Below are 20,474 nucleotides of genomic sequence, written 5' to 3'. Positions count from 1 at the left end.
ATGATCGGCATCCTGTCCTATTTCGTGTTCTTCTGCAGCGTGGCGCTGATCCTGGCGATCGTCGTGCTCGGCCTCAATCTGCAATGGGGCAATACGGGCTTGTTCAACGCCGGGATCGCCGGCTTCTATGCGATCGGCGCCTACGGCTTCGCGATTTTGACGGCCGCACCGCGCGCTGATTTGATCGGCAATTTCGGATTGCCGTGGATCGTGGGCGTGGCGGGCGCCATGGCGGCTTCCGCCTTCATCGCATTGGTGATCGGGATCGCCACGTTGCGCCTGCGCGACGATTATCTCGCCATCGCGACGTTCGGCATCGCCGCGACGATCCAGCTTCTGGCGCTCAATCTCGATCCGTTGACCGGCGGCGCCATGGGGATATCGTCGCTGCCCAATCCGTTCCGTGGTCTTTTCCCGGCGCCGATCCTCAACAATCTTTGCTATCTGGCGCTGATCGTGGCGCTGGTTGCCGTCGTCTATGCTGGGCTGCAACGCATCGTCGCGTCGCCCTGGGGACGGGTGCTCAAGGCGATCCGCGAGGATGAGATTGCGGCGCGCACGCTCGGCAAGAACATCGACATGTTCCGCCTTCAAGCCTTCGTGCTCGGCGCGATGCTGATGGGCCTGGGCGGCGCGCTTTACGTCAGTTTCATTGGCTTCGTCAGCCCCGCCGATTTCATGCCGATCCTGACCTTCCAAGTTTGGACGATGCTGATCATTGGCGGCAGCGGCAACAACAAGGGCGCCATCCTCGGCGCGGTCGTCATTTGGGGCTTGTGGAGCGTGATCGGCGCCGTGACCGTGCAGTTCCTGCCGCCGCATTTCCAGATTTATGGCGGTGCCACGCAGGCGGTTTTGATCGGCTTGATCCTGGTGCTGACGCTGCTGCTGCGGCCGCGCGGATTGATCGGCGAGCGCGCGACGGCATCGCGCCACGCGGCGTAGATCAAACGTCGCGCCGGCGGCGCGTCGGCGTATCTTCGACCAAATTCCGGCACAGACGGCGCAACAATCCCTGCGTCGTCTTGATATCGCCTTCGATCGCTTTAACGGCGGCCCTTGCATCGTCCGCTTCCATCGCGGCGATCAAATCGCGGTGATGGGAACTCGGCCGGTAGCCGTCGGCGATCAACAGCGGCTCGATATAATTCGACAACATGCGCATATAGGGGCCGAAGCGCAGCCACAGCGTCTGGATGAACTGGACGACAACGGGCGATCCACAGGCTTCGTAGATCGCGAAATGGAATTCCTGGTTCTTCGCCAGCATCAATGCGAGATCGCGCGCGGATGTCGCCGCTTCATGCTCCAGCATCAGTGTTTTGAAGCGTTCACGCTCGGCGGGGGTGGCGCGTTCGGCGGCGAGTTTCGTCGCGAGCGATTCGAGTGCTATCCGCGTCAGGCAAAGATCGTTGAGCCCGTCGAGGCTGACCGTCGGCACTTTGGCCGAGCCGTTGGGCACGACGACGAGCGCGTTTTCCGCCGTCAGGCGGCGCAGCGCTTCGCGCACCGGCATGTGGCTGGTCCGGAACGTCTCCGCGAGGAACGCGATGGTCAGCGTTTGGCCCGGCTCGAAATGGCCGGACATCAGGGCATGGCGCAGCCGCTTGTAGACTTCGTCCTGAATCGTCGAACGCGACGATACCGGTTCGAGGAAATCGACGGACATCTCGGCCTGCTTTTTGATCAAACGATGTTTAGATTTTCAACATATTTGAACGGGCTATTCAAGGGCAAGTTCCTTCGATTTGGAAAGGAGAGGCGGTCGTGGCGATTATCTATTTACGTTGTCCGGGAAGTGCGTGAAAGTCCTTAAAACATAAATAATTTCAGTGCACTATAAATGCCTGAGCGGAGCTTTCGGAGATATATCGCGGCGCTTTACCGGATTTCTTTTTTATGCTCTTATGATCAAATGATGTAACGCGCACCCGGACGAATTCGCCGGATATCAAGCTCGCGCCACGCATCGCGACCAACAAAAAGAAGGGAAGCTCATGTCTTACGGAATTCGCTCTTTGCTGACGGTGTGCGCCGTTGCCGCATTGCCGGCGTTGATGGCGGCGCCCGCCGCCGCGCAAGCCGTGGCTTGCCCGGTGAAAATCGGTGCCGTTTTGTCGCTGACCGGCTCGATGGGTGCCGTCGGCAAGAACATCGCCAACAGCGCGCAACTTGCCGTCCGCCACATCAACGAAGGCGGCGGCATCAAGGGTTGCCAGGCCGAACTCGCGTTGCGCGACGATCAAGGCCAGCCGAGTGTTGGCGTCGACGCCGCGAAATTCCTGGTCGAGGTCGAGCGTGTCTCGGGCCTGGTCGGCGCGATTTCGAGCGGCGTCACCATCCCGGTCCTGACGTCGGTCGCCGCACCGTCGAAGATTCCGCAGATCTCGTGCTGCTCCTCGGCGCCGATCCTGACGGCGATGGCGCAGGAAGGGAAGACCGGCGGGTTCTTCTTCCGCACCATCCCGACGGTGAAGAGCCTCGCTTATCTGCCGGCAGCCCTTGCGGCCGAGCGCGGCTGGAAGCGCATCGCGCTGATCTACGTCAACACCGATTACGGCACCAGCTTGGTCAAGGATTTCACTAAGGCCACGGAAGTTTCCGGCGGCAAGGTCGTGAAGGCTGTCGGCTTCAACGAGAACCAAGCTTCCTACCGCGCGGAAGTCACCGCAGCGTTGGCCGAAAAGCCGGACGCGATGTTCCTGGTCGCCTTCCCGTTGGATGGCGCCACGATCGCGCGCGAGTGGATCTCGCTCGGCGGCACGCAGAATCTGATCCTCAACAACGCGCTGCGCAGCCCCGATTTCGTCAAGGCCGTGGGCGAGCGTTATCTGACCAAGGCTTTCGGCACCGACAACACGACGACCGGCGGTCCGTCGGTCGAGACGTTCAAGCAAGCCTTCGAGACGGAGTACAAGGCGAGTGCGGCGGGCCCGGGCATCTACAACATCTACGACGCGGTGATGGCGCTCGGTCTCGCGATGAACATCGCGCCGGATCTATCGGGCACGTCCGTTCGCGACGCAATCCGCAAGATCCATACGCCCGGCGGCGAGAACGTGGCGACCGGTCCGGCGGAGTTCAAGAAGGCGCGCGAATTCATCGCGAAGGGTACCGCCATAAAGTATACCGGCGCGACCGGGCCGATCGAGTTCGATGCCTATGGCGATGTCAGCGGCCCCGCGATCTCGTGGCGTATCGACGGCCAGAACATGGTCATCGATAAGGGCTATTCGATCGAGGATATGCTGAAGCTGTTCAAGCGCATCGACGGCTGACGTACCGCGCCCGCGTCGGTCCCGATCCGGATCGACGCGGGCGAGGAGCCGAGCATGACGAACTACACGCTGTCGCATTGGGGACTTTACGAGGTCGCGCGAGCCGGCGATGCCGGTCCCGCACTCGTGCCGTTCCGTGACGATCCGGACCCGAGCCCCATCGGCTTGCATGCGCTCGATCCGGATCTCGCGCGGTTGCGGGTGCGGCGTCCCGCGATCCGCGAAAGCTGGCTGCGTGGCGGCCCCGGTGCCGCACCCGAACGGCGCGGCCAGGATGCGTTCGTCGAGGTGAGTTGGGACGAGGCGCTGGATTTCGTCGCGGGCGATATCGATCGCGTGCGCCGCCAATTCGGCAATCGATCGATTTTCGCGGGCTCCTATGGCTGGTCGAGTGCCGGCAGGTTCCATCACGCCCAAAGCCAAGTCCATCGCTTCATGAACGCGGCCGGCGGTTATGTCCGGCATGTCGATTCCTACAGCTTGGGCGCGGCCAACGTGATCTTGCCGCATGTCGTCGCCGGCATGGATGATCTGATGGCGTCGCACACGTCGTGGGACGTGATGGCGCGGCATACGGAATTATTCGTCACCTTCGGCGGCGTGCCGGTGAAGAACGCGCAGATGAATGCGGGCGGCGTGGGGCGCCACGGTGTGGCACGAGGCCTCGCCGCGATGCGCGAAGCGGGCGTGCACTTCGTCAATATCGGTCCCGTGCGCGATAATCTCGGCGCCGCCGGTGCGGATGCCGAATGGATCGCGTGCCGACCCAATACCGATACGGCGGTGATGCTGGCGCTGGGATACGTCCTGATCGCCGAGGCGCTTCACGACCGGAAATTCCTCGATCGCTGCTGCGTCGGCTTCGAGCGGTTCGAAGCTTATCTGACCGGTGCGGCCGACGGTGTCGCCAAGACGCCCGAATGGGCGGAAGCGATCAGCGGTGTGCCCGCCGCGACGATCGTATCGCTTGCCCGGCGCATGGCGGCGTTGCGCACGATGCTAAATGTTTCGTGGTCGATGCAGCGCGCCTCGCATGGCGAGCAGCCCTTCTGGGCGGTGATTTCACTCGCCGCGATGCTGGGCCAGATCGGTCTGCCGGGTGGCGGCTTCGGTGTGGGCTACGGTGCGGCCAATCTCGTCGGCAGTTCGCATGCGCGGGTGAAGGGGCCGACGCTGTCGCAATTGCGTGCCGGCATTCCCGATTTCATTCCGGTGGCGCGGATCGCCGATATGCTGCTCCAGCCGGGCGCGACGTTCACCTATAACGGCCAAAACCATGTCTATCCCGATATCCGGCTGATCTACTGGGCGGGCGGTAATCCGTTCCATCATCATCAGGATCTGAACCGCCTGCGACGCGCTTGGCGAAAGCCGGAGACGATCGTCGTCAACGAGCAATATTGGACCGCGACGGCCAAACACGCCGATATCGTGCTGCCGGCCACGACGACGCTGGAGCGTGACGATATCGGCTCGGCGACTCTCGAAGCCTATCTCGTCACGATGAAGCGCGCCGTTCCGCCGGCGGGCGAGGCGCGCGACGATTACGATATCTTCGCGGCATTATCCGCGCGCCTTGGCAGTGCCGCGGCCTTCACCGAAAATCTCGACACGATGGGCTGGTTGCGGCGGCTCTACGCCGAATGCCGGCAGATCAACCAAGGCCGCGGGATCGATCTGCCGGATTTCGACGATTTCTGGCGCGCAGGCATCGTCGATTTTACGTTGCAGGATCGCCCGGCGACGATGCTTGCCGATTTCGTCGCCGATCCGCAGCGTCATCCGCTTACGACGCCATCGGGGCGGATCGAGATCCATTCCGACCGCGTTGCCGGTTTCGCACTGTCCGATTGCCCCGGCCATGCCGTTTGGCGCGCGCCGGCGGAATGGCTGGGCAGCGAAACCGCCAAACGCTTTCCGTTGCATCTGCTGACCGACCAGCCCGCGCGCCGTTTGCACAGCCAACTCGACGCGAGCCCGCATAGCCGGGCGGGCAAGATCGCGGGGCGCGAACCCGTTTATCTCAATCCCACCGATGCCGCCGCACGGGGCATCGCGCAATACCAGATCGTCGAAATCTTCAACGATCGCGGCCGTTGCCTGGCGGCGGCAATCCTGACCGAAGATATCATGCCGGGCGTTGCACGGCTCAGCACCGGCGCCTGGTACGACCCCGATCCCGAGACCGGGCTCGATCGGCACGGCAATCCCAACGTGCTGACGCTGGATGCGCCCGCCTCGTCGCTGTCGCAAGGGTGCAGCGCACAGACCTGCCTTGTCGAAATTGCAGCGTGGCGCGGGGAATTGCCGCGTCTCGGCGCGTTCGATCTGCCGGTGTTCGTCGGCCGATGAGTATCGCGCAATATCGCCACACGGTTTGGTTCCCGACGGCTGGGCAGCGCCCTGTCGCGGCGCCGTTACGCGCCGATATCGCCGCCGATGTCGTGATCGTCGGTGCCGGGTTCACCGGATTGACGGCGGCACTGCATCTCGCGCGTCGCGGCGCCAAGGTCGTTATCCTCGAAGCGGACGCGGTCGGTGCGGGGGCAAGCGGCGTCAATGCCGGGTTCGTCGTGCCGAATTTCGCCAAGGCTGATCCCGACGCGGTGGTTGCGCGCCTGGGGCAGGAACGCGGCACGCGCCTGTTGAAAATGATCGGTGTCGGCGCCGATCGTGTCTTCGCGACGATCCGCGACCATTCGATCGCGTGCGATGCCGAACAGAATGGCTGGCTGCATGTCGCCCATTCGCTGGCGATGTTCGACACGCTGGCGCGGCGCGCGGCGGCGTGGCGCGCATTGGGCCGGCCCGTCTCGATGTTGGACGAAGCGCAAGCGCGCGCCCGCACGGGGTTGCGCCATTGCGTCGGCGCGTTGATCGACGAAAGCGGTGGCATGCTGCATCCGCTGAATTACGCTTATGGTCTTGCCTCGGCCGCCATCGCGGTGGGGGCGGTGTTGCACGAGAATACGCCGGTCGATCGGATCGCGCGTGTCGGGAACGCTTGGCAACTCGCCTGCGGCAGCACGACATTGCGCGCAGATAAGGTTCTGCTCTGCACCAATGCGTTCACGCAAGGCGCCGCGCGCCCGCTTGGCCGCTCGACCGTGCCGCTTGTCGTCTATCAGATCGCGACCCAACCGCTCGACGCGGCGACCATTCGCCGGATATCTCCCAATCGCAATCCGGTCGCCGATACGCGCGCCAATCTGCTGACCTATCGGCTGGATCGCGACAACCGCTTGATCAGTGGCGGCATGTCGATGCTGCCGATCGACGCCGAAGCCCGTATGGCGCGGATGATCGCCGCGCGGTTGCGGCACGAGCTTTCATTGGCGGAAACGCCATCGGTCGATTTCGTTTGGCGCGGCACCGCCGCGATGACGATGGATTTCCTGCCGCATCTTTACGAATTCGGGACCGGTTTTCTGGGCGGGATCGGTTGCAACGGAAGGGGAATTGCGTTGACGGCGATGCTGGGCGAAATCCTCGCCGACGCGATCTCCGGCACCAATCCGTGCGATCTGCCGATCGGGATCACGAAACCGGGCGGCGTGCCGATGCGCATGTTGGCGGCGGCAGCACCATCTTTCGCGATCGCGCAGGCGCGTTGGCAAGATCATCGGGCGGGGTTGTGACGATGTTCGTTCTGAATGGAAAAGACGTGCGCGCGGCATTGCCGATGGCCGATTGTATCGCGGCGGTGCGCGACGGATTGATCGCGCTGGCGCGCGGCGAGAGCGAGCAATTCGCGCGCTTCCAGCTGAAGCCCACATCCGATGGACCGTTGATGGGATTGATGCCCGTGTTCCGGGGCGGCAAAGATCCTGCGTGGTGCGTAAAGGACGTTCTGGTGGCGCCCGACAATCGCGTGCGCGGCTTGGACACCCATCAAGGCGCGATCCTCGTCCATGACGGCACGACGGGCGAGTTGCTGGCGCTGGTGGATGCGAGCGCCATCACCGCTTTGCGCACGGCGGCGACCAGCGCCGTCGCCACGCTCGCCTTGGCGCGCAAGGATTCACGGCGAATCGCGGTCGTGGGTGGCGGCACGCAAGCGCGCGCGCATGTCGCGGCGTTGCGTCTGGTTCTGCCGCAAGCATCGATCGTGTTATGGGCGCGCGAAGCCGATCAGCCCGAGCAGGTCGCGGAAAGCTTGGGCGTCGCTTGCGCGCGCGACATCGAAAGCGCGGTCGCCGGCGCCGATATCGTCTGCACCACGACCGCGTCGCGCGAGCCGTTGTTGAAGCGCGGCTGGATCGCGCCGGGCTGTCACATCAACGCGGTCGGCGCCAGCTCGCCGTCGTCGCGCGAAATCGGCACCGATATCGTCGCGGCGTCGGAGTTTTTCGTCGACTCTCGTGCGCAAGCGTTGACCGAATGCGGCGAGTTATTGCTGCCGATCGGCGAGGGCGCGATCGACGCGACGCATATCCGCGCGGAGATCGGCGACGTGCTGGCGGGCGCGCATCCCGGACGCTTGAGCACCGAAGCCGTGACGTTGTTCAAATCGCTGGGCATGGCCGTCGAAGACATGGCCGCGACCTTACGCGCCGTCGCCAATGCGCGGGATATGGGGCTGGGGCAGCACGTGATTTGGCGCCCGGCATAACCGCATAAGACCGAAAATAGATCCAACAGGAGGCTTGAAGATGTCGACAAATTTGCTCGCGGATTTCGCCAAAGCCATCGCCGCCCGGAAAATCCGGATCGTCGATCTGACGCAGACGTTGAAGCCATCCACGCCGGTCATCGCATTGCCGCCGGAGTTCGGCCAGACGAAGCCGTTCGCGACCGAGGCGATCTCGAATTTCGACGAGCGCGGCCCGGCGTGGTACTGGAACAACATCGCGTGCGGCGAGCATACGGGTACGCATTTCGATGCGCCGATCCATTGGATCAGCGGCAAGGACATGAAGGACGGCGCCACGGATACAGTCGATCCGCAGCGTCTGGTGGCGCCGGCCTGCGTGCTCGATTTCTCCAAGGAATGCGCCGAGGACGAGAAATTCACCGTCACCGACGCGCATATCCGCGAGTGGGAAGCAAAGCACGGGACAATCCCCGCCGGATCGTGGGTGCTGATGCGCTCCGATTGGTCGAAGCGCAGCGATCCCGCCGCCTTCCTCAACATGAAGGAAGACGGCCCCCATGTGCCAGGACCGGCCGCGTCGGCGATCCGCTTCCTGGTCGAGGAGCGCCATGTCAATGGCTGGGGTGTCGAAGCCGTCGGCACCGATGCGGGGCAGGCATTCTCCTTCGAACCGGCGTTCCCCGCGCACGCGTTGATGCACGGCGCCAACAAATTCGGTCTGGCGAGCCTCACCAATCTCGATCAATTGCCGCCGACCGGGGCGGTGTTGATCACGCCGCCGTTGAAGATCGAGCGCGGCTCGGGCAGCCCGCTGCGCGTTCTGGCCCTCATCGCCGAGGCGGCGTAATGGCCGAGCGTTCCTTCGCCGAGGAAGTCGGCACGCTGCGCCTGGGCGATGGCGACGAGTTTCGCGGCGAAGGAATTCTGGCGATCACCAAGGCGTTGCTCGAATCGGGTGTCGCTTATGTCGGCGGCTATCAAGGCGCGCCGATCTCGCATTTGATGGACGTGCTTGCCGACGCGAAACCCGTGCTCGACGAGCTTGGCGTGCATTTCGAGGCGAGTGCCAGCGAGGCGACGGCGGCGGCGATGCTCGCGGCTTCGGTGCACTATCCGATCCGCGGCGCCGTGACGTTCAAATCCACGGTCGGCACGAACGTCGCGTCGGACGCGCTCGCCAATCTCGCGTCGTCGGGCGTCGAAGGCGGCGCGTTGATCATCGTGGGCGAGGATTACGGCGAAGGCTCCTCCATCATGCAGGAGCGCAGCCACGCCTTCGCGATGAAAAGCCAAATCTGGCTGCTCGATCCGCGTCCCAATCTGCCGAAGGTTGTAGAATGCGTGGCGAAGGGTTTCGAGCTTTCCGAGGCTTCGAACACGCCCGTGATGCTGCAAGTCCGCATCCGCACCTGCCATCTGCATGGGCGGTTCGCGACGAAGACAAACAAACGCCCCGCCTACGACATGAAGCGCGCGGCATCGGCGCCGCGCCGCGACGTGAGCCGGATCGTGCTGCCGCCGGCAAGTTATCAGCACGAGAAAGACAAGATCGAGCGGCGCTGGCCCGCCGCCGTGCGGTTCATCGTCGAAAACAAACTCAACGAGTTCTTCGACGGCGATGTCGACGACGTGGGCATCGTGGTGCAAGGCGGCGTCTACAACACGGCGCTGCGCGCGCTGGAACTGATGGGCCTCGCCGGACCAGACGGATCGTCGCGCGTTCCCCTTTATGTCCTTAATGTCGCCTATCCGCTGGTGGACGCGGAAGTCGTCCGGTTCTCGCGCGGCCGGAAGGCGATCCTCGTCGTCGAGGAAGGCCAGCCGGAATTTATCGAACAGGCGATCGGCACGATCTTGCGTCGCGCGGATGTGCAAACAGTCCTGCACGGCAAGGATATGCTGCCGATGGCCGGCGAATATTCCGGCCAAGTCTTGCGCGACGGGTTGACCAAATTCGTGCGCGCCTATCGGCCCGAGCTTCTGCCCGCAAGCGCATCGCCGGGGGCGGGCGACAATCGGCTGAAGACGGCGCTGACCCGTATCGACGGGCAAGTCCATGCGCGCCCACCGTCTTTCTGCACGGGCTGTCCCGAGCGTCCGATTTTCACCGCGATGAAGCTGGTCGAGCGCGAACTCGGCCCCCATCACGTGGCCAGCGATATCGGCTGCCATCTGTTTTCGATCCTGCCGCCGTTCAATATCGGGTCGGCGACGATGGGGTACGGCCTTGGCGGTGCGGCCGCGTCGGCCTGGAACGGGCAGGGTGCTTTGAAGCCCGACAAGCGCGTGATCGCCGTGATGGGCGACGGCGGCTTCTGGCATAACGGATTGACGTCGTCGATCGGCAACGCGGTGTTCAACAAATCGGACAACGTGTTCATCGTCGTCGATAACGGCTATTCGGCGGCGACGGGCGGACAGGATATCCCGTCTTCGCATCAGCCCAGCGCAACGCGCCAGACCGGCAATGCGATCGAGAAGGCCGTACGCGGCATCGGCGTCAATTGGGCGCGCACGATCAACCCGACCTACGATCTCAAACGCATGATGGCGACGTTGCGCGAGGCGTTGACCACGCCCGAGACGGGGCCGAAAGTCGTCGTCGCGCAATCCGAATGCATGTTGAACCGCCAGCGCCGCGAGAAGCCGTTGCGCGAGCGCGCGGCGCGCGAGGGCAAGCGCGTCGTCCGCGAGCGCTTCGGCGTGGACGCGGATACGTGCACGGGCGATCGCTCCTGCATCCGCCTGTCGGGCTGTCCGTCGCTGACGATCGCCCCGCATCCCGATCCGTTACGCACGGATCCGGTCACGAAAGTGATCGAGTCCTGCGTGGGCTGCGGTCTATGCGGCGAGGTCGCGCATGCCGCCGTGCTGTGCCCGTCCTTCTATCGTGCGTCGATCGTCAGCAATCCGTCGCGCTGGGAACGGTTCAAGGAAGCCGTGACGCGCCGCGTGATCGGTTGGCTGCAGAACCGGGTGGCGACGGCATGAGCGCGCATCGCACGATCCGCATCGCGATCCTCGCCATGGGCGGCGAGGGCGGTGGCGTGCTGGCCAATTGGCTGGTCGATCTCGCCGAGCATAACGGTCATCTCGCGCAGATGACGTCGGTTCCCGGCGTGGCGCAGCGTACCGGCGCCACGATCTACTACGTCGAGATGACGGCGGCCCCTTGCGCGCCCGACGAAGGCCCGAATATGGCGCTGATGCCGGTGCCGGGGGACGTCGATCTCGTGATCGCCTCGGAGCTGATGGAAGCCGGGCGCGCGATCCAGCGCGGCTTCGTAACATCCGACAGGACGGTATTGGTCGCATCGACGTCGCGCGTCCATGCGATGACGGAGAAGATAACCGTCGCCGACGGACGCGTCGATGAAACCGCTTTGCGCGAGGCTTGCGAACTTGCCGCGAGACGCTTCGTCGGCTTGGATCTAGCGCGGGTCGCGCGCGAGACGGGCAGCGTGATCTCGGCCGCGATTTTCGGCGTCGTCGCCGCGACGGAAGTGTTGCCGTTCAGGCGCGCGATCTTCGAGGCGACGATCGAGCGCGGCGGGATCGGCGTCGCCGCATCGAAACGCGCCTTCGGGGCGGCGTTCGAGCTCGTCGCAGGCCTGCCGCCGCCTGCGGTCGTTACGCCGCCCGTTGCTGAACGGATGTTGGAACCCCGCGACATTCCCGCACCCGCGGCAGGCTTCGCGGCAATCGGTGTCGAACGGCTGACGGATTATCAGAACGCAGCCTACGCGTCGCTTTATCTCAAGCGCTTGCGGCGCATCGCGCGGGTTGATGCGGCGTCCGGGGCGGGGCGCTTCCAATTGACGGCGCTGGTCGCGCGGCATCTCGCGTTGGCGATGGCGTACGAGGATATCTATCGTGTTGCCGATTTGAAGACGCGCAAAAGCCGCTTTGCCCGTGTCGCAGCGGAAGTCGGCGTACGCGACGGGCAGGTCTTGCGGATCGCGGAATTCCTACATCCGCGCGCGCAGGAGATCGTCGAGAGCGTGCCTGCGTGGCTTGGGCGGTTTCTAACGTCGAACGCCATCGCGCGCCGCATTCTTTCGGCTTTGACGTCAAAAGGCCGAATCGTCGCGACAACGTCGCTTTCGGGATTTCTGCTGCTGTTTTTGACGGCGCGGCTGCGCGGATTTCGCCCGGCATCGATGCGCTTCGCCGAAACTCAGGCCGATCTCGGGGATTGGCTGCGCCGCATCGAAGTGGCGGCCGGGCGTGACTACACGCTGGCGCTTGAAATCGCCGAATGTCGAAACCTCGTCAAAGGTTATGGCGAGACGTTCGAACGCGGCTTATCGAATTATCGCGCGATCTTCGCGGCGATGGACGGTCTGGCGCCGGACATGCCCAGATCGAGCATCGTCGCCGCGTGGCGCAAGGCAGCTGTTGCCGACGACACCGGCGAGAAACTTCGCGCCGCGATCGCGTCCGCTTAAGATCGTTCGGGCATCGGTATAAAGGCGCCCCAGCGGGCCTTCGTTCTACGGCGTGCCGGGAGCCGAAGATGAGCGCCGTTTTATCGCTTAACTGCGCGCTTCATTCGGAAATATAAATAAAAGAATTAAAAATATAAAATAATAATCAAAAGTTGGCGTGCCATAGGCAACGAAGATGAGAACCGTTGGCTGATATCAATTTCACGCTAGTTCAGACATTTTGGAATGAGCCAGAGGATTCACCTTCGTTGGGAAATCGAACCACCGGTCTTGAAGTAATGGCTGAGCGATAAGGGGTTCGCCTAAGACAATGAAACATATTGATGTTTTTCTTGAAAACTGTCCTTCCATTCGGTATGCTTTCTTTCACTTAAAGGCGTAGTCGGCAGCGACCCAGTTAAAACCTCTGTCGAAGTCGCTAGTGATTGGTAAATTCCTTCGAGGCGACACAGTTTTTGGGCCGCGTAACAGCGTGTGGCAAGGCTGGCGTTAGACTAGGAACCTGCGATGAGTATCGCGGGTGTTGAAACAAGTATTGGCTCAGCGAGCTAAGGCTGAATTCAATAGGAACCCGCGTTTCGGCGCGGGTGTTGAGACAATAAAGTATCGGTACCTTCCGAATCAGTACGGTCTCTGATCATCGGAAAGGCATGTTCGCCCCCGGATTGAAATCCGGGGGCGAATTCTTTCGGGGGCGAGAAATCCATCTCGTTATGCCATTGCTTTTTGGCTGCCCATCTCTGGGACGAGTTTCAACCTATCCCGGTGTTGACCAAACGCGGGGTAGGCCAGTATTGGCAAAGCTTGGAGCGCGCTCTGCACTTGATCGAAGATTGAGAACCTTTGGATACATGACTTGCGGCATACATCCGGTCAGGCGGGAGCCGCGCGCGGCGGTCACTTGTGGCGATCGGCAAGCTGCTGGGCCATTCCAACCCGACGATGACCGACCGCTATGCCAACCTTGCGCCGGATCCTGCGCACGCGGCAACCGATCGGATTTCGGCAGTGCTGGCTCGTCGGAAGCAAAAAAGGCCGTTGCGGTTCCCTTTGATCGAGTCAGCCGTTGGGCTAAGGCAAAAGTCGCATAGATTTCGAGTTTCGATATATTTCACAAACACTATCCAAAGCGTCCGTGCCGTCTAGAATTTCAAATTATCAATTAGTTGCGATTCGGACCGCGCGACCGTCAATATCTTCCGTAAGGTAACGTTGGGTCCATGTCGGACCCATTTCGTCGCACGTTTTTCTATTGAATTTCGTTCGGCGACGTCCACATCATAATTGATGAAAAGCTTCACCACGGAATTTTTCACTCAGAGATGGACGGAGCAATGCGCATCCGCACCCTTTTCATCGCCGTTTGGGCAGTTCGAATCGGCGGAGACTGTGGCTCGAATTGCGGTAGCTTCCGCAAACTGGCCGACGATGCGCGCGAACCGTATTGAAATCCGAGATCACGCTCAGAGCCGGACGGTGGTTCTCAATCGAATCCATAACTCCGAAACGTTTAAAACCGTCGCCACAATCGACGACGCGCAATAGCGCAATTTTATCAAGATAACCGAGGCTCATCGAGTAGGCGACTTTGCCTCGGCCGCTGCAAACTTTGACCCAGCAGCATTCGAATGCCATGCCACTGAACCACAGCCGCATTGTGCGGCGGGCGCCCCCTATTGCTCCTACTAGCTGATCAGCCGGGGGGCTGTGGTTATCCCCGTGAGTGGGGTGTTTCGGCTATCGGAAGAATCTTCATAAGAATGAGCTCCTTCCATCGGCCAATTGGGCCGACGAGGTCGAGATAAGCTTAATCGAGCGGTACTTCAAGGGCTAGAGGCATGGCATGAGACGCTCACAGGAGTACCTGATAGAGAGTTTATCAGCGAACGTCGTTCGGTGATCCCCAACGCGGTTCAGAACTTTGCTACGTTTCATTGCGGGCGCTGCTTAATTTGGGTTCAATCGGCAGGTTCACGCCGACCGCATGCTGGGGGAGAGCACCAAATTGACCGGAGGCCAGGCGACACATTCAGGTGTTCGGTTCCAGGATCAAGTAGCCGCCTGGTGCGCCGTTCGAATGCTGGCAGGTGAGCCCGCACCTTCAGTATGGCGGTTGCCGGTTGAAACACTCTTTGAGAGGGTTGGACTAGAGGCATTTGCACTCGTTGATGATATCTCAGTGGCCACAAATCCCTCCGGTCGTTGCCATATCAATGCAAAAACAAATGTAAGCCTGAGCCGACGCTTGGATTCTCCACTGGGCAAGGTCATAGACCAATTTGTCGCAGAGCAAATCCGTGCTCCCCTCGATTTATCCAAAGATCGCTTCATTCTCGCTACAAGCCGAATCAGCTCGTCGACGGTCACCGGAGACCTTGCCTCGGTTTGTCGCCGCGCTGCGGAGCAGCCGTTCGATGCTGATGTATCATTGTTGGCGACGACCGCCGGCGAAAGGCGGGCGTATGAACGATTTTGCAAACTCGCCGATGCCGCATGGACGAAGCACGCCAGTCGTATCCCGACAGTCGAAGATCGAAATCGGCTGCTTGGTCTGATCATCATTCATGAGTTTGACTTCGATGGCGGCGGTGCGGATCTGGATAGCGCGTTAGCAGTGCTAAGGCGCAGCGTCGTCGATACCAAGTCAAAGACAGCTTGGACGGTTCTCATCGACGAAATGCTACGCTTGGGTACTGAACGAAGTGCAACTGACCGCCAAGCCCTCTATTCGGTTATGCGGCGTTCAGGGATCAACCTAAAGGCTGCCCCAGACTATGAGATCGATATAGCTGAGCTGAAGCGCCGTACCGCAAATACGATGCTGACGATGGCGTCCTTTGCACAGCTTGAAATGCGCAGTGCTTCGACAGCAAGTCAGCATGTTTTCTTAGATCGACCTGTTGTTAGCGCAATCTGCGACGCCGCCTTGTGCGGTTCCTTTCTGGTTGTCGGAGAGCCAGGCGCGGGCAAATCAGGGGCGATATACCGCGCGGCGCAACTCCTTTCTGCGCGTGGTCATCCTGTACTCGTCTTGCGGGCCGATCAGCCTGGAGTGCCAATACTTGCTCTGGACGGACCGTCACCTGGTTTGACGCGTGAATTTTGTGACATCCTTCAGCACTGGAACGAAGGCGCTTGTGGTGTGTTGTTTATCGACGCGCTGGACGCAGCACGAGGTGGCAAAGCAGCAGCCGACCTGCAGTTCCTAATCCAGCGAGTGCTGACGACCTCTTCAAGGTGGAGAATCGTTGCCAGTATTCGAAAGTTCGATCTTCGATATGGAGAGACTTGGCGTAGGATGTTTGCTGGTTCGGTGGGGGTTGCGGATTTCCAAGATCCGGAATTTGCCGGCCAACGCCACATCAATATTCCTCTATTGACCGATGGCGAGCTTGCCGAAGCGGCGGCTCAACTGCCCTCTGTAAAGGAGATGCTCGAAACGGCGAATCCGCAACTTCGAAGCCTCTTGCATTCGCCGTTTAATCTTCAGCGTGCAATCGACGTTATTTCAGCGGGCCTGTCTCCTCAAGAAACCGGGAAAATCGGAAGTCGAGATGGGTTGCTCGCCCAATACTGGAAATCTCGAGTAGGGGCTGATGGTCGTGTTGCAATGATTTCTCGCGAAGCATTACTTGAACGAATTCTCAATGCACAAATTCTCGCGGGTTCACTGACAATCGATATCCGAAGCATAAACCTTTCAGCGGCTGACACCGTGGACTTCGAGGCACTGTTGTCAAATGGGGTGCTGGTCGAAACATCTCCTGATAGCTGGCAGCCAAACGATCTGATCGCGTTCTCGCATCATGTTCTCTTTGACTATGCCGCAGCGCGTGTTCTCCTTCGCTTGGGACGAAGCACGGACGATCTTGTCAAAATGCTATCCAATGCTGAAACGCTGCTCAGGCTCGCCCCCGCAAGTTCGATCGCATTCTGGTCATTGTGGGGGGAAGACAGTGAAGGTGCGGACCGAACCCCTTTCTGGGTGATGGCGTTTAGATTGGCTGGTATAGACTACCGTGCTGTCGGCTCATTCACGATCATGCTCGTCGCTCAGACAATCGTTGAGCGGGCGCGGCGTGCCCGTGACTTAAAAGCGCTCATCGATCGATTGGGTAATGCCGATACTTCAATTCGGCAAAGTGCAGTGCTGATGTTCGGGCATATAACTCGCGCGATTGTATCAAATACTCTATCGACAGATAGATTGACGGGTGCCGATGCGGGCCCATGGTCTTGGTTATCGAGCGAAGTCGCGAAGCTTGATCTCGCGGAAGTTAGGTATTCGTTACGCGCGTTAATCGCAAAGCTCACATCTAAGAATCTGCATATATCCGGCGAGCAGTTGGAGTGTTTGGGTAGTGCGGCCTGTTCCGCACTAAGCAGAGAGCTGGATAGGGCAACGCCCGATCAACACATCGTTACGCCTTTGATCGAATCTGTATCAATGACTGCTATTTCCGACCCAGAAAGAGCCGCCGCAGTTCTGGAAAGATTGCTCGAAGTTCCACGCTTCAATGTCCGAGCGCACGACGATCTTTTCACGCTCAGTCGCTGCCTGGAGAGCCTTGTCTCAAGTGTGCCGGAATTTCTCGTAAAGGTGTTCCGGCGCACTTTTACCTTTGAGCCGCCGGCCGCCGACGAAATGGTCTCGCTCGGCGAAAGTCGAATTTTGCCAATGACGACCAGCAAGCGAAGTCAGTTTACTTTGTCTCGAGACTTGCTTGCTGATGGTTTTGGAAAAGTCACTGCGGCCGTACCCGGCCTCGCCACGGCGACTTTGATTTTTGTGGTCGACCACAAGCTGCGCGCTCTAGGTCAATCTCGAGAAATCATTACGATCCGCATCGGAGAGGCATCATACGTGCTTTTGGCTGATCGACCGATCATCAGTTACGGGACCGAAGATCGGAAGTCGCTGGCTGAACGATGGATAGAGGGCTTGGAGGCGCGGCTTGCCTCCAATCCTGCCGATCAAGAAGTGTCGGACGCAATCGATGTTGCAATACGTAGTATTCGCTCCGATAAAATTTGGAACCGCATGCTCCAGTTTGCATCACGGCATCCACAGCATATCGGACGAAAATTCCTCCCGGTGATCCTTGATGCAGATGTGCTTGTTGAACATCGGTTGAGGCCGGGCGTCAGCGAGCTTGTGCGGGTGCTTCATCTTGTAATTGGCACGGGTGATCGAGAGGTGCTTGAGCGCGCGCTGCTCTCGATCCCAGAAGTTTCAGTTAGGCACGGACTGCTCCGGAATCTTGAACCGGAAAACTGTGTGTTGCCGGAGACATTCCCTCAGCTTGAGGCTGCTCAACCGATGCCAGCCGAGGCATCGAATGCTGATCATAACGGCCTGTATACTCGGTCGGAGCCGGAGGAATTTGATTGGCTGATCAGAAAAGGCATTGATCTGCAGAGTGAGGAGGCGCATCGCCTGGTCGAAGCATTGCGGCAAACAGGAACTCTGCTGCGCCACCATGATGAAAGCGAGAACCGATTGGCGTATTGGCATGAGCATTGGCCAAAGTTGAACGAATTGCATACTGCACTATTGAAAGGTTCTGGAAATCATGCTCCGGAGTTGAGCGGATGGGGATGGCTGCAGTTGGCAAGCCTTGTTCAGCGTGTATTCGACGAAATTCACACCGAAACAAAGATTGAATCGCCTTCGTTCTTCGAGAGCGCGCGCAATATCACGTTTGGGGCGTTAGAACGAGCAACGGCATCGGACTCGACAAGTGAAAGCGAATCTGAAGCCTTGTTGAAGGCGGCCGCGGAGGCCGTTCTTCGTATTATTCGTGCGGGCGGATCTCCAGACGAGCAGCTGACCGTAGCCCTTCGAAGACTGGTGGCAACAGCGTCTGAAAAAGTCAGGGAATCTGTCTTTGGAGATATAAATGTCATCTGTCGTGCTGATCCAAGTCTGATGTGGGAAGTCGTCGATTGGGCGCTGGCGAACGAACACAGTGTGCAGGCAATGCACGCGCTTGTGCGCGCACTATCTAATTGCCTTGGTGTGGATCATTTGCGTGCAACCAACGCATTGAAGGCGATTGCAGCGCGAGATTGGCGCGAAGATGACAATACAGATAGCTTACTTGCGGATGTCGGAACATGTGTGGGGCGTTTGTACTGGGCGGGTAATTTTGACGGCGCGTATGCTGTTTTGAACACTTGGATTGCAGATCCACTTCCGAATTGGCGAATTATTGTCCGTCTATTCCAGGATCTTCGGTATGCAATTAGATTGGAGGTCGCTGAAGGCAGTTCACCAACCGACATTCGGTGTCGCCAACTGAGCATCCGGATACTCGCAACTGTTCTGCCAATTGCGGAGCAGGAGTTAACTAAACTTAACGCCCTCGAACGTGAGGCGCTTGAAGACGAAAAGTTGCGTGCCCAGCATGCAGCTCGGATCCTAGATGGCGCAATGACGCAAATTTATTTCGGCTCTGGCGCATATCGCGAAAAATCCGGAAGTGAGAACGATGACGCGCCGCCGCGGATGTCCCCAGCTGGTAGAAGAGCTTTCTTGGCAGAATTTGACCTGATCTTCCAGACTATGGCTAAGGTTGGGATGCCAAACGTCACGTATCATTTACTGGAAACGCTCCAGTACTTTGTGCCTGATGATCCGAAGGCCGTCTTCAGCATAATTGCGGAAGCTATTTTGGTAGGGGGCTCTCGTGGTGGCTTTCAATTCGAGACTTTAGGCTTAGATCTCGCTGTTTCAATTGTGAGGCAGTATTTGGCGGAGCACAGGTGGGTCTTCTCTGAAAATGCGGAGCTTCGGATTAAGCTTACCGAGGCACTCAATCTATTTGCTGACCATGGATGGCCTTCAGCGTATCGACTGGTTCTTGAGCTCCCACATGCGCTTCGCTAGCTTTTGCTATGGTAGCTATACATGTCCTCGTGAGGCGCAAATTGACCGGGGCTGGCCTGAGTCCATGAAATCTTTCCATTGAGAAGTGTAGCATCCGCCCTGACAGAAGAGTGGACGATGAAGAAGAGACGGTCCACGGAAGAGAAGATCATCGAGATTTTGAAGCTGCACACGGCCGGCGGAAAGGCCGGTTAGTTGTGCCGACAACGGGGAAATAGCGAGGCGACGCTCTACAATTGGAAGGCCAGTAGGTTCAAGTGACGAGCGGACTCTAGTTCTAAACGGGTGAGTTCAAAGGCACAGACCAGAGATACCCCAAGTTCAGTTGACAACTATCCCGTTGCCCACCAAACCAAGGGGAGACGATGACGTCTCATAAACACGATAGTGACAGCAAAGACACGGAGATTTCTCCGAAGCGAACGGAAGTGCAAAAGGCGCTCGTCAGCGGCTTGGCGTTTCTTCAGAAGCAAAAAGAAGAAGGTAAAAAAGTTCGTGAACGCTGGATGGTTGACGCCAAAGAGCTTCTTACCGGCCACTGGCTCGCGGTAAGCGCAATAGCAATTCTGGTGGATAGTAAGAGTGGTGTGCCAGGGAAGTCGTCAGACGTTTTGGAACAGCGGATATCACTCGCATCATCGTTTGTTCAGGGAATAGATCTTTGCGAAACCTCGATATCTGAGGGGTTTTATGTACAAGCGACCGCGTTACTAAAACAAGAGATGGAGACGCTAGCAGCACTTCGTGAGTGTCAGGATGGTAGCAGAAAGAACAAACGCACGCCGAACGTTAAACACCTCGGTAGTGAGTTTGCCAAAATTTATGGAGACTTGAACTCTGTCGCTCACGTCGCTGATCAAACATACTTGGGAAACATTATCTCGCTCCAACTGAAGAGTGATACGCGAGCTGGTTCTGTAGTGCCAATTTATAATAAGGAATTAACGTTTCAGCTTTACTGCTTACACATCTATTTTGTGATTCAAATTGCGTTAGAAATTGATACTACTATGACTAAACTCTATTGCGAGCCTACGCGAGACGATGCGAAGGACATGCTCGCGCGGTCGATCAAAATTTTAGTGGAAAAGAAATGGCTTGCTGCCTTGTAAAAATTGATTCTCAAAATCAATGATGGTCTGAGCCTCTGAAAACTTCGATGCGTTGATTGTTCTTCGCTCCTTTCAGCCAGAAACATTCAGCTGAAAACTCTAGCCAAGAACGATCGAGTTCTTAGGTATCAGGCCACCAATGCCATTGTGCAG

11 protein-coding genes are annotated in these 20,474 nt (G+C 59.2%); 10 read left to right on the top strand and 1 reads right to left on the bottom strand.

The genetic code is table 11. From position 1 onward, the window contains the following. Positions 1-945, top strand: coding sequence for a branched-chain amino acid ABC transporter permease (locus tag J0H39_10865; protein ID MBN9497242.1), 945 nt, complete (start codon positions 1-3; stop codon positions 943-945). A gap of 1 nt (position 946) precedes the next feature. Here the strand turns inward: J0H39_10865 and J0H39_10860 are convergent, their stop codons facing one another. Beyond that, positions 947-1,669 (bottom strand): GntR family transcriptional regulator, encoded by a 723-nt coding sequence (locus J0H39_10860; GenBank protein MBN9497241.1) that lies wholly within the window; start codon positions 1,667-1,669, stop codon positions 947-949. Positions 1,670-1,997: 328 nt separating this feature from the next. Here J0H39_10860 and J0H39_10855 point away from each other — a divergent pair, with 328 nt between their 5' ends. From J0H39_10855 to J0H39_10815, 9 genes are all read left to right on the top strand, one after another. Next, a complete protein-coding gene (locus J0H39_10855) occupies positions 1,998-3,278 on the top strand; it encodes an ABC transporter substrate-binding protein (protein MBN9497240.1) in 1,281 nt (426 codons plus the stop codon). 54 nt (positions 3,279-3,332) lie between these two features. Further along, positions 3,333-5,630 carry a molybdopterin guanine dinucleotide-containing S/N-oxide reductase gene (locus J0H39_10850; protein ID MBN9497239.1) on the top strand — a complete coding sequence of 766 codons (2,298 nt, stop codon included), beginning with the start codon at positions 3,333-3,335 and terminating at the stop codon, positions 5,628-5,630. Continuing rightward, the gene (locus tag J0H39_10845; GenBank protein ID MBN9497238.1) at positions 5,627-6,916 is read left to right on the top strand and encodes an FAD-binding oxidoreductase; all 1,290 of its coding nucleotides are present in this window, start codon (positions 5,627-5,629) and stop codon (positions 6,914-6,916) included. Before J0H39_10850 ends, J0H39_10845 begins: the two co-directional genes overlap by 4 nt. Before the next feature lie 2 nt (positions 6,917-6,918). Next, on the top strand, positions 6,919-7,890 hold the full coding sequence (locus J0H39_10840) for an ornithine cyclodeaminase family protein (protein MBN9497237.1): 972 nt from the start codon (positions 6,919-6,921) through the stop codon (positions 7,888-7,890). 40 nt (positions 7,891-7,930) lie between these two features. Next, a complete protein-coding gene (locus J0H39_10835; protein ID MBN9497236.1) occupies positions 7,931-8,719 on the top strand; it encodes a cyclase family protein in 789 nt (262 codons plus the stop codon). Beyond that, the gene (locus J0H39_10830) at positions 8,719-10,863 is read left to right on the top strand and encodes an indolepyruvate ferredoxin oxidoreductase subunit alpha (protein MBN9497235.1); all 2,145 of its coding nucleotides are present in this window, start codon (positions 8,719-8,721) and stop codon (positions 10,861-10,863) included. The genes J0H39_10835 and J0H39_10830 overlap by 1 nt, the downstream gene beginning before the upstream one ends. Then, complete coding sequence (locus J0H39_10825) at positions 10,860-12,320, top strand: indolepyruvate oxidoreductase subunit beta family protein (GenBank protein ID MBN9497234.1); 1,461 nt, start codon at positions 10,860-10,862, stop codon at positions 12,318-12,320. Before J0H39_10830 ends, J0H39_10825 begins: the two co-directional genes overlap by 4 nt. A gap of 2,005 nt (positions 12,321-14,325) precedes the next feature. Then, positions 14,326-19,209, top strand: coding sequence for a hypothetical protein (locus J0H39_10820; GenBank protein ID MBN9497233.1), 4,884 nt, complete (start codon positions 14,326-14,328; stop codon positions 19,207-19,209). Positions 19,210-19,574: 365 nt separating this feature from the next. After that, complete coding sequence (locus J0H39_10815; protein MBN9497232.1) at positions 19,575-20,321, top strand: hypothetical protein; 747 nt, start codon at positions 19,575-19,577, stop codon at positions 20,319-20,321. Positions 20,322-20,474 lie beyond the last annotated feature (153 nt).

It is taken from the genome of Alphaproteobacteria bacterium (assembly GCA_017308135.1).
Taxonomy (GTDB): Bacteria; Pseudomonadota; Alphaproteobacteria; order CACIAM-22H2; family CACIAM-22H2; genus Tagaea.
Note: the sequence above shows the minus strand (reverse complement) of the source record. Positions and strands in the feature narration are given on the sequence as shown.

Excerpts from the sequence above, each read along its gene's own strand:
- J0H39_10825 (MBN9497234.1), top strand. The coding sequence starts at position 10,860 with ATGAGCGCGCATCGCACGATCCGCATCGCGATCCTCGCCATGGGCGGC.
- J0H39_10850 (MBN9497239.1), top strand. The coding sequence starts at position 3,333 with ATGACGAACTACACGCTGTCGCATTGGGGACTTTACGAGGTCGCGCGA.
- J0H39_10865 (MBN9497242.1), top strand. The coding sequence starts at position 1 with ATGATCGGCATCCTGTCCTATTTCGTGTTCTTCTGCAGCGTGGCGCTG.
- J0H39_10845 (MBN9497238.1), top strand. The coding sequence starts at position 5,627 with ATGAGTATCGCGCAATATCGCCACACGGTTTGGTTCCCGACGGCTGGG.
- J0H39_10830 (MBN9497235.1), top strand. The coding sequence starts at position 8,719 with ATGGCCGAGCGTTCCTTCGCCGAGGAAGTCGGCACGCTGCGCCTGGGC.
- J0H39_10815 (MBN9497232.1), top strand. The coding sequence starts at position 19,575 with ATGACGTCTCATAAACACGATAGTGACAGCAAAGACACGGAGATTTCT.
- J0H39_10855 (MBN9497240.1), top strand. The coding sequence starts at position 1,998 with ATGTCTTACGGAATTCGCTCTTTGCTGACGGTGTGCGCCGTTGCCGCA.
- J0H39_10840 (MBN9497237.1), top strand. The coding sequence starts at position 6,919 with ATGTTCGTTCTGAATGGAAAAGACGTGCGCGCGGCATTGCCGATGGCC.
- J0H39_10835 (MBN9497236.1), top strand. The coding sequence starts at position 7,931 with ATGTCGACAAATTTGCTCGCGGATTTCGCCAAAGCCATCGCCGCCCGG.
- J0H39_10860 (MBN9497241.1), bottom strand. The coding sequence starts at position 1,669 with ATGTCCGTCGATTTCCTCGAACCGGTATCGTCGCGTTCGACGATTCAG.